This window comes from Marivita sp. (assembly GCF_048006345.1).
In the GTDB taxonomy this organism is placed as follows: domain Bacteria; phylum Pseudomonadota; class Alphaproteobacteria; order Rhodobacterales; family Rhodobacteraceae; genus Marivita.
Genome location: NZ_CP180351.1, coordinates 1,070,649 through 1,084,670 on the forward strand (window position 1 = coordinate 1,070,649; position 14,022 = coordinate 1,084,670).

12 protein-coding genes and 1 tRNA gene are annotated in these 14,022 nt (G+C 60.0%); 8 read left to right on the forward strand and 5 right to left on the reverse strand.

Annotation, left to right across the window (positions count from 1 at the left end; all coding sequences use genetic code 11):
• Window positions 1-19 precede the first annotated feature (19 nt).
• Together ACMVPR_RS05335 and fabI are read right to left on the reverse strand one after the other, a co-directional pair.
• On the reverse strand, window positions 20-622 hold the full coding sequence (locus ACMVPR_RS05335; RefSeq protein ID WP_416882015.1) for a LysE family translocator: 603 nt from the start codon (window positions 620-622) through the stop codon (window positions 20-22).
• A gap of 6 nt (window positions 623-628) precedes the next feature.
• Window positions 629-1,435, reverse strand: a complete 807-nt coding sequence (gene fabI / locus ACMVPR_RS05340) for an enoyl-ACP reductase FabI (protein ID WP_416882016.1) — start codon at window positions 1,433-1,435, stop codon at window positions 629-631.
• Between the two features lie 167 nt (window positions 1,436-1,602).
• On the opposite strand from fabI, the gene pdxH reads away from it, so the two are divergent.
• From pdxH to ACMVPR_RS05365, 5 genes are all read left to right on the forward strand, one after another.
• The gene (gene pdxH, locus ACMVPR_RS05345; RefSeq protein ID WP_416884621.1) at window positions 1,603-2,208 is read left to right on the forward strand and encodes a pyridoxamine 5'-phosphate oxidase; all 606 of its coding nucleotides are present in this window, start codon (window positions 1,603-1,605) and stop codon (window positions 2,206-2,208) included.
• Between the two features lie 95 nt (window positions 2,209-2,303).
• Window positions 2,304-2,843 (forward strand): cold-shock protein, encoded by a 540-nt coding sequence (locus ACMVPR_RS05350; RefSeq protein ID WP_416882017.1) that lies wholly within the window; start codon window positions 2,304-2,306, stop codon window positions 2,841-2,843.
• The gene (locus ACMVPR_RS05355) at window positions 2,822-3,301 is read left to right on the forward strand and encodes a DUF192 domain-containing protein (RefSeq protein ID WP_416882018.1); all 480 of its coding nucleotides are present in this window, start codon (window positions 2,822-2,824) and stop codon (window positions 3,299-3,301) included. Before ACMVPR_RS05350 ends, ACMVPR_RS05355 begins: the two co-directional genes overlap by 22 nt.
• 60 nt (window positions 3,302-3,361) lie before the next feature.
• Window positions 3,362-3,438 (forward strand) — tRNA-Pro (locus ACMVPR_RS05360).
• Between the two features lie 538 nt (window positions 3,439-3,976).
• Window positions 3,977-7,648 (forward strand): vitamin B12-dependent ribonucleotide reductase, encoded by a 3,672-nt coding sequence (locus ACMVPR_RS05365; protein ID WP_416882019.1) that lies wholly within the window; start codon window positions 3,977-3,979, stop codon window positions 7,646-7,648.
• A 570-nt stretch (window positions 7,649-8,218) separates the two neighbouring features.
• Here the strand turns inward: ACMVPR_RS05365 and ACMVPR_RS05370 are convergent.
• Entirely contained in the window at window positions 8,219-8,713 is a 495-nt protein-coding gene (locus ACMVPR_RS05370) for an RNA polymerase sigma factor (protein WP_416882020.1), read from the reverse strand.
• Window positions 8,714-8,902: 189 nt separating this feature from the next.
• Between ACMVPR_RS05370 and ACMVPR_RS05375 the strand changes: the two genes are divergently transcribed.
• The gene (locus tag ACMVPR_RS05375; RefSeq protein WP_292268823.1) at window positions 8,903-9,154 is read left to right on the forward strand and encodes a hypothetical protein; all 252 of its coding nucleotides are present in this window, start codon (window positions 8,903-8,905) and stop codon (window positions 9,152-9,154) included.
• An 87-nt stretch (window positions 9,155-9,241) separates the two neighbouring features.
• On the opposite strand, the gene ACMVPR_RS05380 is transcribed toward ACMVPR_RS05375, so the two are convergent.
• Window positions 9,242-12,442 (reverse strand): reductive dehalogenase, encoded by a 3,201-nt coding sequence (locus tag ACMVPR_RS05380; RefSeq protein ID WP_416882021.1) that lies wholly within the window; start codon window positions 12,440-12,442, stop codon window positions 9,242-9,244.
• Window positions 12,443-12,498: 56 nt separating this feature from the next.
• A complete protein-coding gene (locus tag ACMVPR_RS05385; RefSeq protein WP_416882022.1) occupies window positions 12,499-13,164 on the reverse strand; it encodes a helix-turn-helix transcriptional regulator in 666 nt (221 codons plus the stop codon).
• Between the two features lie 174 nt (window positions 13,165-13,338).
• Here ACMVPR_RS05385 and ACMVPR_RS05390 point away from each other — a divergent pair, with 174 nt between their 5' ends.
• Together ACMVPR_RS05390 and tatB are read left to right on the forward strand one after the other, a co-directional pair.
• Window positions 13,339-13,563 carry a twin-arginine translocase TatA/TatE family subunit gene (locus ACMVPR_RS05390; RefSeq protein WP_300584089.1) on the forward strand — a complete coding sequence of 75 codons (225 nt, stop codon included), beginning with the start codon at window positions 13,339-13,341 and terminating at the stop codon, window positions 13,561-13,563.
• A gap of 5 nt (window positions 13,564-13,568) precedes the next feature.
• Window positions 13,569-14,021, forward strand: a complete 453-nt coding sequence (gene tatB / locus ACMVPR_RS05395; RefSeq protein ID WP_416882023.1) for a Sec-independent protein translocase protein TatB — start codon at window positions 13,569-13,571, stop codon at window positions 14,019-14,021.
• The last annotated feature ends 1 nt before the right edge of the window (window position 14,022 follow it).

Sequence of the window (14,022 nt, forward strand, 5' to 3'; positions counted from 1 at the left end):
GGCGGGCTCCTTTATTGGATCAGCGGCCGAACAGCAGACGCAGGCCTAGCGCGCCGAGGATTACGGCGGCCATGCGGTCGATGATCGGTTTCAGCCGCAGGTAGCCAGCGCGGGCAGGGGCGCTGGACAGGCAGGCGGCGAAGAGGGTGTAGACAACAAGTTCGACGATGAAGTGATTGGCGACGATCAGCGCTTTGGCCCCAAGGCTCAGATCGGGTGGGAAGATCACCACCAGAACAGCGCCGGCGAACAGGACCGATTTCGGATTGGCGAGGTTGACCAGCACTCCGCCGAGGAAGGCGCGCGCGCCGGGATTGGCGCTGTCCGAGACGGGTTGGTTGGCGCTGCGCCAGAGTTGTACGGCAATCCAGATGAGATAGAGCGCACCAGCTGTCTTGAGCGCAAGATAGGCCCAGGGGACAATGGCGAACACCGCATTGAGGCCCAGCAACGCTGCTCCGGTCCAGAGCGCGGCCATCAGGCCAAGTCCGGCCCCCGTGGCGACACCGGTCCAGAACCCGCCTGCCACCGATTGGCGCAGTGCATAAAGCAGAGCCGGCCCCGGCGCGGCCATGGCGGCCAGCAGTGTCAGGTTGAACGCGATGAACTGCGCTGTGGTCATCTGGGGTTATTCCTTGCTCATATCCGGTGCATCGACCGCCTTCATGCCGACCACGTGATAGCCGGCATCGACGTGATGCGTTTCACCCGTCACACCAGAGCCGAGGTCGGACAGCAGGTAAAGTGCCGATTTGCCGACATCCTCGATGGTCACATTGCGGCGGAGCGGCGAATTGTATTCGTTCCACTTCATGATGTAGCGGAAATCACCGATGCCCGAAGCGGCCAGCGTCTTGATCGGACCGGCGCTGATCGCGTTGACGCGGATGCCGTCCTTGCCAAGGTCTTCGGCAAGGTAGCGCACCGAGGATTCCAGCGCTGCTTTGGCCACACCCATCACGTTGTAATGCGGCATGATCCGTTCGGCGCCATAATAGGTCATGGTCAGGGCCGAGCCGCCGTTGGTCATCATCTTTTCCACACGTTGCATCACGGCGGTGAAGGAATAGACCGAGATGTCCATGGTCATCATGAAATTGTCACGGCTTGTGTCGACATAGCGCCCGCGCAATTCGTTCTTGTCCGAAAAGCCGATGGCATGCACCACGAAGTCGAGACTGTCCCAACGCTGCTTGAGGCTTTCGAACAGCGAATCGATTGATGCCGCGTCACTGACGTCGCAGGGCAGAACGATGTCCGATCCCAATTGCGCTGCCAACGGATCGACGCGTTTTTTCAGCGCATCGCCCTGATAGGAAAAGGCCAGTTCGGCTCCCGCGTCGCCAAGCGCCCGTGCGATGCCCCACGCAATCGATTTGTCGTTGGCGAGGCCCATGATAAGCCCGCGCTTTCCGGCCATAATTTCGCTTTTCATGGTGCCACGCCTTTTGTTGTTCGGTGTGCCCATCGTTTAGGCGATGGATGACTGCCGGGCAAGGCTGTGAATGGAGGGACTTCGCCGCTGGGTTTGTGTTGATACGAATTTGCTGTGGACAAGCCTTGGCAATCTCATATACGCGCCGCACTCAATTGGAGGTTGCGATGAGTGATCGTACGGGAATCTTTGCAGGTGATGATCCTTTCGAGATCGCACGGCGTTGGCTTGCGGAAGCAGAAGCTTCGGAGATCAACGATCCGAACGCCATAGCTCTGTCGACGGTGGATGCCGACGGCATGCCCAACGTCCGGATGGTGCTGCTCAAGGAAATCGAAGCGGATGCTTTCGTGTTTTACACGAACTACGAAAGCCGCAAGGGGCAGGAGATTGCTGCCTCGGGAAAGGCGGCCTTCGTCCTGCATTGGAAATCGCTGCATCGTCAGATCCGGGTGCGCGGGACCGTCACCCGCGAGGAGGGTGAAAAAGCGGATGCATATTATGCGTCGAGATCGCTGAAAAGTCGTCTTGGTGCCTGGGCATCGCAACAGTCGCGGCCACTCGGGTCGCGGACTGAATTGATGGCAGAAGTTGCCATGCTGACGGCCAAGTTGGGTCCGAATCCGGCACGTCCACCTTTCTGGGGAGGATTTCGGATTCAGCCCACCGAGATCGAATTCTGGGCTGATGGTGCTTTCAGACTGCATGATCGGTTCCGGTGGGTGAAAAGTAACGAAAAAATAACTTGGGAAATCAGTCGGTTAAATCCTTGACATTCACGTCACGTGAATTGCGGGGGTGAAATTCCTCTTTTTTTCCCTACACTTGCAGTTAAGGTTGGGGCACCGCAAACGGTGGTGGGTTTTTGATGTTGGAAAAAGTCGTGGAACAGTCACAACAACCTGGCTCACGTATCGCTGGACACGTGAAGTGGTTTGACCCAGCCAAAGGTTTCGGTTTCCTGGTCTCGGATCAGGGCGGGCCAGATATCCTGCTACATGCAAATGTGCTTCGCAATTATGGGCAGGGGTCTGTCGCGGATGGCGCGCGGATCGAGGTGGTTGTGCAGACCACGACTCGGGGGCTTCAGGCCGTCGAAGTCTTGAGCATCACGCCGCCTGTGCAGTCCGGGGTTGCACCTCTGGAGGATTTCACAGGCGTCTCGGCGGAAGATATTGCCGCTGCTCCGCTTGAACCTGCACGGGTCAAGTGGTTCGACAAGGCAAAAGGGTTTGGCTTTGCCAACGTCTTTGGCCGCTCCGAAGACATCTTTATACATGTGGAAGTCTTGCGCCGTTCCGGTCTTTCGGATTTGCTCCCGGGAGAAGCGCTTGCGCTGCGCTCTATCGAGAGCAGCCGCGGGCGGATGGCGGTCGAGGTGCTCCCATGGGAAAGTGGTCTGTCCTAAGCGTCGTTCTCGTATTTGTCGCGTCGCCGCTTGTTGCGGCCGAAGCGCCGTGTCGCGAGGATGTCGTCTACCTGCGGGGCGATTGGGGCAATGCCCGTTTCTCCGTCGATGTGGCCGACACGCCTGACCTTCGAAGCCAAGGCTTGATGTTCGTAGAAGAGATGCCGACCATGAGCGGCATGCTGTTTGTGTATGATCGCGAACAGACAGTCTCGTTCTGGATGAAGAACACTCTGATCCCGCTTGATATGATCTTTGCAGATGGCGACGGTGTCGTTCAGCGGGTGCATGAGAATGCGATCCCGGGGGATCTGACAAGCATTCCAGGTGGGCGGGACATCCAGTTCGTTCTCGAGATCAATGGCGGTATGGCTGATCGTTTGGGCATCGACGAAGGCACAGAGATGCGGCATCCGGCGATTACCGCGGACACTGCCGTCTGGGCCTGTGCGTCCTGACGGATCAAAGGAAAAAACCGCTTTCCAATTCCGGCGTTGGTCGATAAACGACGCCTCAGTCGGGGCGTAGCGCAGCCTGGTAGCGCGACGGTTTTGGGTACCGTAGGTCGCAAGTTCGAATCTTGCCGTCCCGACCACTTCACACATTCAGCAAATATGACGCGCAGGCACATTCGTTGGGCCTCAAAGGTCGTCTGTCACTCGCTGTGTCTTGTGCGTGGGATCTCTGCCACAGCGACGGTCCCAACAGATTCGAAACCCGGCGCTCTGTCGTATGTCACCGGTCTCGAAAGTGGGTTGAACCCTATTCTAAATGCCTGTGGATAACTTTCTGGTGGCATTGACTTTTTGCCTGCCGACTTATCCACAGGGCTATACACGGGTGATCCACAGTTGAATCGCTATGGGTTGTGTCTTCTGTGCGGGTCAACCCAAAATCTGTGCCGAAAAGTGTAAAAAACGTGTTGACGACTCTGTGAGATATCCGCCAGTTTGTGCGGGTCGGTTCGATCAACCACAACATATAGTGTCTGGGCCGACGACAGGGACGGGAACACCGGTTAACAGCTTTTGAGGCGCTTTGCCTGCGTGGACGACGCGCGGGACCGGAAAACTCGTGCTTATCGCGGCCTCCAAAGGGCCATGGGGTACACATAGAAAAAAGAGACCGGTGCGATGAAAATCGAAAGAAAGTTTACCAAGTCTGGGCAGGATGCATATGCGGGGCTCGAGTTCGTCTCGACCACCTCGGAAATTCGGAACCCTGACGGCTCCGTGGTTTTCAAGCTCGACAATGTTGAGGTTCCAAACAGCTGGAGCCAGGTCGCCAGTGACGTCATCGCACAGAAGTATTTCCGCAAGGCGGGTGTTCCCGTTGCCCTGAAGAAGGTCAAGGAAAAGGACGTTCCCAGCTTCCTGTGGCGGTCGGTCCCCGAAAGCGATGACACACCGCGCACGGGCGAGACATCGTCCAAGCAGGTGTTCGACCGTCTGGCGGGCGCCTGGGCCTATTGGGGCTGGAAGGGCGGTTACTTCACAACCGAAGAAGATGCGCAGGCTTATTACGATGAAATGCGCTTCATGCTGGCCACACAAAAGGCGGCACCGAACAGCCCCCAGTGGTTCAACACCGGTCTGCACTGGGCCTATGGCATCGACGGCCCCAGCCAAGGCCACTTCTACGTCGACTACAAGTCAGGCGAACTGACCAAATCCTCCTCGGCCTATGAGCACCCGCAGCCCCATGCGTGCTTCATCCAGTCTGTGGCCGACGATCTGGTCGGCGATGGCGGCATCATGGACCTCTGGGTCCGCGAAGCGCGTCTGTTCAAGTATGGCTCCGGCACCGGCACCAACTTCTCCTCGCTCCGCGCGGCAAACGAGCCGCTGTCGGGTGGTGGCAAGTCCTCGGGTCTCATGGGTTTCCTCAAGATCGGTGACCGTGCGGCGGGCGCCATCAAGTCGGGCGGCACCACGCGTCGCGCGGCCAAGATGGTGATCTGCGATGCCGACCACCCGGATATCGAGGAATTCATCAACTGGAAGGTCAAGGAAGAGCAGAAGGTCGCGAGCATCGTTGCGGGTTCTAAGATGCACGAGAAGATGCTCAACGCGATCTTCAAGGCAATCGGTGCTTGGGATGGTCTTGAAGAAGACGCCTATGATCCCAAGAAAAACAATGCCTTGAAGGACGCAATTCGCGCAGCGAAGAACGTCATGATCCCCGAGACCTATATCAAGCGCGTGCTGGATTATGCGCGGCAGGGGTATGCGTCGATCGAATTCCCGACCTATGACACCGATTGGGACTCCGAGGCCTATGCCTCTGTCTCGGGGCAGAACTCGAACAACTCGATCCGCGTTACCAACGCGTTCCTTCAGGCCGTCAAAGACGACGCCGATTGGGAACTGATCCGCCGCACTGACGGCAGCGTCGCCAAGACGATCAAGGCGCGTGACCTGTGGGAAGATGTGGGCCACGCCGCCTGGGCCTGCGCCGATCCGGGTATCCAGTTCCACGACACCGTCAACGAATGGCACACCTGCCCGGCGGATGGCGAAATTCGCGGCTCCAACCCGTGCTCGGAATACATGTTCCTTGACGACACCGCGTGTAACCTTGCGTCGATGAACCTGCTGACCTTCCTCAAGGACGGTGAGTTCCAGTCCGAAGACTATATGCACGCCACACGTCTGTGGACGCTGACGCTGGAAATCTCGGTGATGATGGCGCAGTTCCCGTCCAGGGAAATCGCGCAGCGCTCCTATGACTTCCGCACGCTGGGTTTGGGCTATGCGAACATTGGCGGCCTGCTGATGAACCTTGGCTTCAGCTACGACTCGGATGAAGGCCGCGCGCTGTGTGGTGCGCTGACCGCGATCATGACTGGCGTGTCTTATGCCACTTCCGCAGAGATCGCTGGCGAGTTGGGCGCATTCCCCGGCTACAAGAAGAACGCCGATCACATGCTCCGCGTAATCCGCAACCACCGCAATGCCGCCTATGGCGCGACGGATGGGTATGAAGGCCTGTCGGTCAAGCCGGTTCCGCTTGACCACGCCAACTGCCCGGACAGCCGACTGGTCGATCTGGCGATGGCAAGCTGGGACGAGGCGCTGCGCCTTGGTGAAAAGCACGGCTACCGCAACGCGCAGTCCACCGTGATTGCACCTACAGGCACCATTGGTCTGGTCATGGATTGCGACACCACGGGGATCGAGCCGGACTTTGCGCTGGTGAAGTTCAAGAAGCTCGCCGGTGGTGGGTACTTCAAGATCATCAACCAGTCTGTCCCTGCTGCCCTTGAAAAGCTGGGTTACGGCTCGGCGCAGATCGAAGAGATCGTGTCCTACGCCGTGGGACACGGCACCATCGGCAATGCGCCGGGCATCAACCACACCTCGCTCGCAGGCCACGGCTTTGGCCCGGCACAGCTTGCTAAGGTGGACAAGGCGCTGGCCTCGGCCTTCGACATCCGCTTCGTGTTCAACCAGTGGACGCTGGGTGAAGAGTTCTGCCGCGAAGTGCTCGGCATCCCGGCGGACAAGCTGAACGACCCGACCTTCGACCTGCTGCGTCACCTTGGCTTCACCAAGTCGGACATCGACGCGGCCAACGATCACGTGTGCGGGACGATGACGCTGGAAGGCGCGCCGCACCTGAAGGTGGAACACTACCCGGTCTTCGACTGCGCCAACCCCTGCGGCAAGAAGGGCAAGCGCTTCCTGTCGGTGGAAAGCCACATCACGATGATGGCGGCAGCGCAGTCCTTCATCTCGGGTGCGATCTCGAAAACGATCAACATGCCGAATGACGCCACCATCGAAGACTGCCAGAAGGCCTACGAGTTGAGCTGGTCGCTGGGCACCAAAGCCAACGCGCTCTACCGCGACGGCTCCAAACTGTCCCAACCGCTGGCGGCAGCACTGGTCGAGGATGACGAAGAAGCCGCCGAGATCCTCGAATCCGGCTCCATGCCCGAGAAGGCGCAGGTGCTGGCCGAGAAGATCGTCGAAAAGGTGATCATAAAGGAAATCCAGAAGTCGCACCGCGAAAAGATGCCGGAGCGCCGCAAGGGCTACACCCAGAAGGCGGTTGTCGGCGGTCACAAGGTCTACCTGCGCACCGGCGAATATCAGGACGGCAGCCTTGGCGAGATCTTCATCGACATGCACAAGGAAGGCGCGGGCTTCCGTGCCATGATGAACAACTTTGCCATCGCGGTGTCGGTTGGTCTTCAGTATGGCGTGCCGCTGGAAGAGTTCGTGGATGCCTTCACCTTCACCAAGTTCGAACCGGCGGGCATGGTGCAGGGCAATGACAGCATCAAGAACGCGACGTCGATCCTTGACTACATCTTCCGCGAACTCGCTGTCAGCTATCTGGACCGCACCGATCTGGCGCATGTGAAGCCGGAAGGCGCGTCGTTCGACGATCTGGGCCGGGGTGAGGAAGAGGGCGTGTCCAACGTCAAGGAACTCTCCGACACGGCAGCGTCGCGCTCGCTGGAAGTGCTCAAGCAGATCAGCTCCACCGGCTACTTGCGCAAGCGTCTGCCGCAGGAGTTGATCGTGCTGCAAGGCGGTCAAACCGGGGCCGTGGCTTTTGGTGGCGGTGTCGATGCGGTCGCCGCGCTCAACACGCTGGTACCGGAAACCGGCGGCGTGGCAACAGCGGTGGCAACGGCCAAGGCCAGCACCTCGGTGCCTGCCATGACGGCGGTCACCCGTGCCAAGATGCAGGGCTACGAAGGCGAGGCCTGCGGCGATTGCGGCAACTACACGCTGGTGCGCAACGGCACCTGCATGAAGTGCAACACCTGTGGCGCAACATCGGGCTGTAGCTAAGAGATTGGGTTGGAGGGAGGTGCGCCAACACCTCCCTCCGGCTTTCCCCTGCTTCAACGGCGTGGGCAGAGGAATAACCGACTCGGTCTTGGACCGATGTTTCTGAGAAAACACTTACGAGTTCGGCAATCAATGACGCGCTGCCAACCCACAGAAGATACATGGTTGTTATGCGACTTACCCACGTACCCGCTGTGGATATTTGAAGGAGAGACACTCATGTCTCGAAAATCAAATTCGGAAGTGACCAGCAAGAAAGCTGCATCTGCTGCAGCCAAAGTGCTCAGAAATCCGAATTCTTCAAAGGCTGCCAAAACGGCAGCAGCGTCGGCGCTGACACAGCGTCCGAACAAGAAGTGAGAACGTTGAAGGCACCGCATGGTGCCCTCAACACGACAGTCACGGGGCGGGTGCGCCCGCCTCTGACGCGCGTCGGGCCGCAGGCAAGATTATTCCGAGCGGTGTACAACTTGAGAGCTTGACGAGCGAAACTCCAAAGGGGGCCACTGCGGCCCCCTTTTTTTCTATTTCGCTCTGGCCCACCGGGTCGGATGCATGCCCTCTCTCAGTTCAAAACACCGACGCAATCCCCACGACATCCCGCAGGCGCGCACGGGCGCGGGCAAGGCGGGACATGATTGTCCCCAAGGGCACCTCCATCTCCTCGGCCAGTTCGGAGGGCGTGACCCCCTCAAACGCCACGCGCCGCAACAAGGCGCGGTCCGGGGCAGGCAGGTGATCCAGATGCGCCAGCACCTCCGAACAGAGGCAGGCTAGTGCTGCATCTTCGACCTGGGGTTCATGGTCTGTGTCCATCGGTGTTTCCCGCGCCATCCGGCGAGACCGGGCGGCGGCGGCATGGCGCAGGGCGGTCATCATATAGGGCAAGGGGCGCGCAATCCGCGCGCCAAGGGCTTCTTGTTCCAGAAACGCCAGACAGACCTCATGGCAAAGATCTTCGGCATCCTGAGGGCTGCGTGTCAGGCGGCGGGCGCGGGCGCGCAGGCGGGAAAGATGTGTTGTGTCCATGGCGGGAAGTATGACAGCGGGGATTTCCCCGACCATCCCGGGGGTTTCCGCCGATGGCGAAACGCGGCCTGTTTTGCGCGGCGGATTGCGCATGGTTTGGGCGGGTTTGGGCAGGTCTGCGCCATCGTCCTCGGTGGGTGGGACGCGAGGACGGGTTTCGCGCTCATACCTCGTGAAGGCCGCAAGACGCGGTGCTTCGTCAACAGGACCGAATGGGAGACCAACATGACACTGACATTGACCCGACTGATCGCTGCAAGCCTGATCACACTGCCGGTGGCCGCCTTTGCCGCCGACTATATGGCCGCAGATACCAATCAGGATGGGATGCTGTCTCTGGAAGAGGTGCAGGCGATCCTGCCCGAAGTCACAACGGACACGTTCATGGCGGTGGACGCCGATGGGGACGGTCTCATCAATGCCGATGAACTGGCGGTGGCACAGACCGAAGGGCTGATGCCGGAAGCCGACAGCTAAGGCTGTCCGGCTGCGCGGTTCTTTGGTGGGCCGCGCAGCCAAGATTTTTGAAGGGTTTCCTGAAAACCATTAATATATTTCAGCCCCTTACAACTCGATCTTGATCTCGCCATCGGGCTCTGCGGCACGCGACTGACACAGGATGATCGTGTCCTGCCGCTGGGCTTTGGACAGCACGAAATCCCGATGCTCGACGGCACCGCTTAGGACCCGCGCCTTGCACACACCACAAATCCCGTCCGAGCATTTCACGTCCACCGCCACACCATTGGCGTTGAGAACATCCGTCGCTGTCTGATCCGCCGGCACGTGGAAGCTGCGTCCATCGCTGAGGGTGAGCGTGAAGGGGTGGTTTTCGTACTCGGGCAGTTCCGGCACGGCGAAATATTCGAGATGTTTTGCGTCGTCTGGGAATCCCTTGCGTTCAGCGGCTTCCATGACGGCGTTCATGTAGAGATCAGGCCCGCAGGTGTAGATGTGCTGGCCGCTCGTGTAGTCCGGGATCAGCGCTTCCAGATCGGCGCGGGTGCCTTCGTTGCTGACATGAATGTGTACCTTGTCGGCCCAAGGCATATTGGCCAGATCGTCCAGATATCCGGCCTCGGCGCGGGTCTTGAGCGAGTAATGCAGGGCAAAGGGCCGCCCCAGCGCGTGCAGGCGGTGCGCCATGGCGATCATCGGGGTGACGCCGATCCCGCCGCCCATAAGCCATGTGAATGTCGCGTCCTCGACCAGTGGAAAATGGTTGATGGGTTTCGACACGAAGACCCGCCGCCCTTCGGCAAAGATCCGATGCAAAAGCGCCGACCCGCCGCGCCCCTGATCCTCGCGCAGGACGCCGATCTGGTAGACCGACCGATCCGCCGGGTCGCCGGACATGGAGTATTGGCGCAGGAACTCCGGTGCCACAACGAGATCGAGATGCCCGCCAGCCGTCCATTCGGGCAGTTCATGCCCGTCGACATGGCGGAATTCGTATTTCGTCACCGTGGGCGACATCTTTTCGACCTTGCTCACCACCACGGGCACCACCGGGCTTTCGGTGGCATCCTTCGGACGGTGCAGATGCGAGGTATCGCCTTTGGCCAGCCGCGCCTTGTGTTCGTCCGCGCTGACCATCTTGGTATAAGCCTCGATCCCGGCCTCGCGGTCCATCGGATCCGGATAGGGGTAGGGGTGTGGGGCCAACGGGGCGGGGTAGACGGCCAACGTCTGGTCCTCGTATTTCAGGTCGAGGTCCTTTTGCAGGTCGCGCGCATTGACCGGGTGGGTGGTCGGCGCGTAGCTGCCGCTGTCCTGCAACTCGAGGTCCCACCACCATTTTTTCACCGGGTTCAACCCGCCACGCCCAGCCGCGTCGTCCAGTTTGGCCAGCAGAGGTGCTGCCTTGGGCAGGTTCATCGCCGCCCAGCGGAACGGCTTTTCGGCAAACAGCCCTTCAAGGTTCCACGGGCAGGTCTTCATGCAGCGCCCGCACATCGCGCCGCCTTCGGTGGTGATGCGGTAGGTGGCGCATTTCTGGCTGTCGGATTTCCAAATCTCGTAGCCGTTGAACATGAGTTTCGGCCCGGCCGTGATCGCCCCCGAAGGACATTCGCGGGCGCATTTGTTGCAGCTTTCGCAAAAGCTTTGCAGGCCGAAGTCGATGGGCTTGTCATGTGCCAGCGGCATGTCGGTGGTCACCACGCCGGACTTCAGTCGGGGGCCAAGGAACGGGTTGAGGATCACCTCGCCAATCCGGCTGACCTCGCCCAACCCCGACAGCAGCAGAAGCGGAGGTTGCAGCACTTCGCCGTCCATGACGGTGTGCGCCTTGGCGGAATACCCCAGATTGCGGATCTGCTTGGCCAAAACTCCACCCAGCAACGAGAACCGCAGATAGGCCCGCATGGATTGCGCGACGCTGATCCAGTCGTCACCGGATGCGCCCTCCATCGTCTCGTAGCCCTGGTCGATGATGACGCTGATCGCCTGATCATGCGGCGGATCAATGGGTTCCCCACGCGCGTCGTGGCTGTACCACGCCCAGTCCGGACAGCGGCTGATCCCGACCGCATCACATCCCAGCCAATAGCCCGTGGCCTTGATCGCGTCTGCGTTGTTTTGCAAATTTGCAGGACGTGGGCCGTTTTCGCGTGGTCCGTCTTGCAATAATACAAAGGCCCCAAGCATCCGCCTCTGCGCCGCCGACGGGGCCGCCTTGCGCACGTAATACCCCCCCTTTGCGCCATCCTGCAGCTTTTTGCCCATGTCTCCGAACTGGGCACGGGCAAAGAGATCCGCGCGTTTGGGCACGCGGGACACGTTGGCTTCGTCGATATAGGTGGTGGGCGTGTCCACCCGTTTGAGCGTTTCGAACGGATGAGGACCATCAACGTATCGTCGACTGTCGAACGGGTGGGGGTTGAGGCCCGAGCGGGCCGAGGTGGTGCCGAGTTTCCACGCGAGGCCGTGCGTAAGGGATTTTGGTTGCTCGCTGGACAAAGGGGCGTCATGGGCGAGGTCGAGCGTGGTTGTCACGACGGCCACGCCGAACCGGTCGCCGAGCCACGGATTGACCAACCGTCCGGATGTCCCGTACGCCAGACCCGCCGCAACCGTACAGATGTTGAGGTCCACATCCGTGCTGGTCGCGGTATGCGCCTTGGCGTCCCAGCCCAGCAAACGGATGTAGTTGGCGATCACCACGGCGGTCTCGGTCGCCCGCAGACAGGCGCGGTGCGCCTGCGCATCTGTGATCCATGCAGTTCCGGTTTCGCCGGGTTTCGGGTCTCGGGGGATCTCGTAGAGAAACACCAAAGCGGTGTGATGGCCGTCGATTGTGCTGGGTGGGGCCTCCATCGACTCCTTGAGATCGGCCATGATCATGTCGATGCCCGAGGCCAGCGTTTTGGTCTGTTTGGTCTTCAGATCATGGGCAAGGCGGTCAATATCTGGGTTGAGCCGTGGTTCCGGCAGATGCGCCTCGGGCAGCAGAGGGCCGATCCCCACCATTGTGGCGTCCGAGAAATAGCCGAACGCTTTCAAATGGTTGGCGCGGTCTTTTAAATCATCCGGAATGACGGATTTGGCCCTGTTCACAAGCCCGTCGCGGATCGCGTCCATCATCGCCTGATACTCGCCCATCGCGTTGACGATAGAGGAGGGGTCCTCGGGGCGGTGGAAGCTGAGGCCGGGATGGCGCGGGATTGCCGCCGGGTCTGGCATAGGGCCGCGCGCGGCGCGTTCCAGCGGAAACGGTCCAAGATGCACTGGCCGATTTTTATCGGAAAAGAACCGCAGACCCATGTTGACCTCCCATCGGCGCGGTGTTCCGCGTCCTTGGAGAGTGCAGCATTCTGCGCTCAAGACTGCAAGGCATGAAAATCCTTGAGCGTTTTGCCCGCCTCATCGACGAACAACCCCGGCAATGGGGTCAGGTCGTTCACCCGGTCCATGCGAAAGGTGGCAAACCCTGCCTCCGTTTCATCCCAGACGACGCAGGTCCAGATGCGACCCCAGTAGTCCAGATGCAATGGGCGCACGGTGTGGAACTGGTCGTCATTCTCGAGCCGCAATCGCAGCTTCTGACGGGAGCGGATCGCCTTGCGGAAGGCGGGCATGTGGCGAAAGCCCTGCGCTGCCTCGGCAAAGGGATAGGTGGCAAAGCCGAATTTACCACCTGGGGTGCCTACGTCCTCGGGCAGCACCGCGTCGATCTTGTCGGCAAGCGCTTGCGCTGCCGTCGCGAGGTCTTCGCTATCGGCAGAGCCCACGGCGGCCAGTCCGATATGCAGCGCCTCAAGTTCGGTCTGGGTCAGGTTGAGCGGGGGCAGGGTGATCATCGCCTGCGCGGTGTAGCCTGATCCTCGCGCGCCCTCGACCGGCACTCCGGACGCGGCAAGTGTGTCCATGTCACGGTAGATCGTGCGCACCGACACACCCAGATCCTGCGCCATCGCTTCGGCAGTGTGCAGGCGACCGTCTTTGAGGCGTTGCATCAAGGCATAAAGCCGGTCGCTGCGTTTCATGTGATTCTCCGTGCTGCGGTGCATGAATACTGACAAAAACCTGTCAACTGACAAGCTCTTGACAAAAACGGCCCGAAATGGCGTGTTTTCGTCCTTTCGCAGGGCGGCGCGAGCCATTACATAACCGCAATGGAATGCAACGCAGGCATCTGCCTGCCGGTAAGGAGAGACTTCATGGGTATCGGAAATATCGGTCTGCCGGGCCTTCTGCTCATCGCCGTTGTGGTGCTGGTGCTGTTCGGCCGTGGCAAGATTTCGTCGCTGATGGGCGAAGTCGGCAAAGGTATCACCGCCTTCAAGAAAGGCGTGGACGAGGGCAAGCAGGAGCTTGAAGAGCAGAAAGCCGAAAGCGCCAAAGACGTGACGCCCGAAGGCGAGAAAGACAAGGACAAGGTCTAACGATTATGTTCGATCTTGGCTTTGCCGAGCTTTTGGTGATCGGGGTGGTGGCGTTGATCGTTGTCGGCCCCAAGGATTTGCCAGTGCTCTTCCGGAAGGTGGGCAATTTCATGGGCAAGGCCCGTGGGATGGCGCGCGAGTTCAGCCGCGCGATGAACGATGCCGCCGACGAATCCGGTGTGCGCGATGTGCAAAAGACGTTCAAATCGGCCACCAATCCGCTGGGCAGCGCGATGGACGGGGTCAAGGACGCCGCGAAGTCGATGACCAATCTCGACCCATCCAGCAACACCGGGAAACTCTCCGCAGAACGCGAGGCCGCCAAGAAAAAGATCGAAGCCAGCGCTGCACGTGCCGCTGCCGATCGCAAGAAACGCGAGGCGGAAGAGGCGCTGAAAAAGGCCGAAGAAATGGAAGCGGCATTGAAAGCCGACGCTGCGCCGGAAAAGGACGCATGAG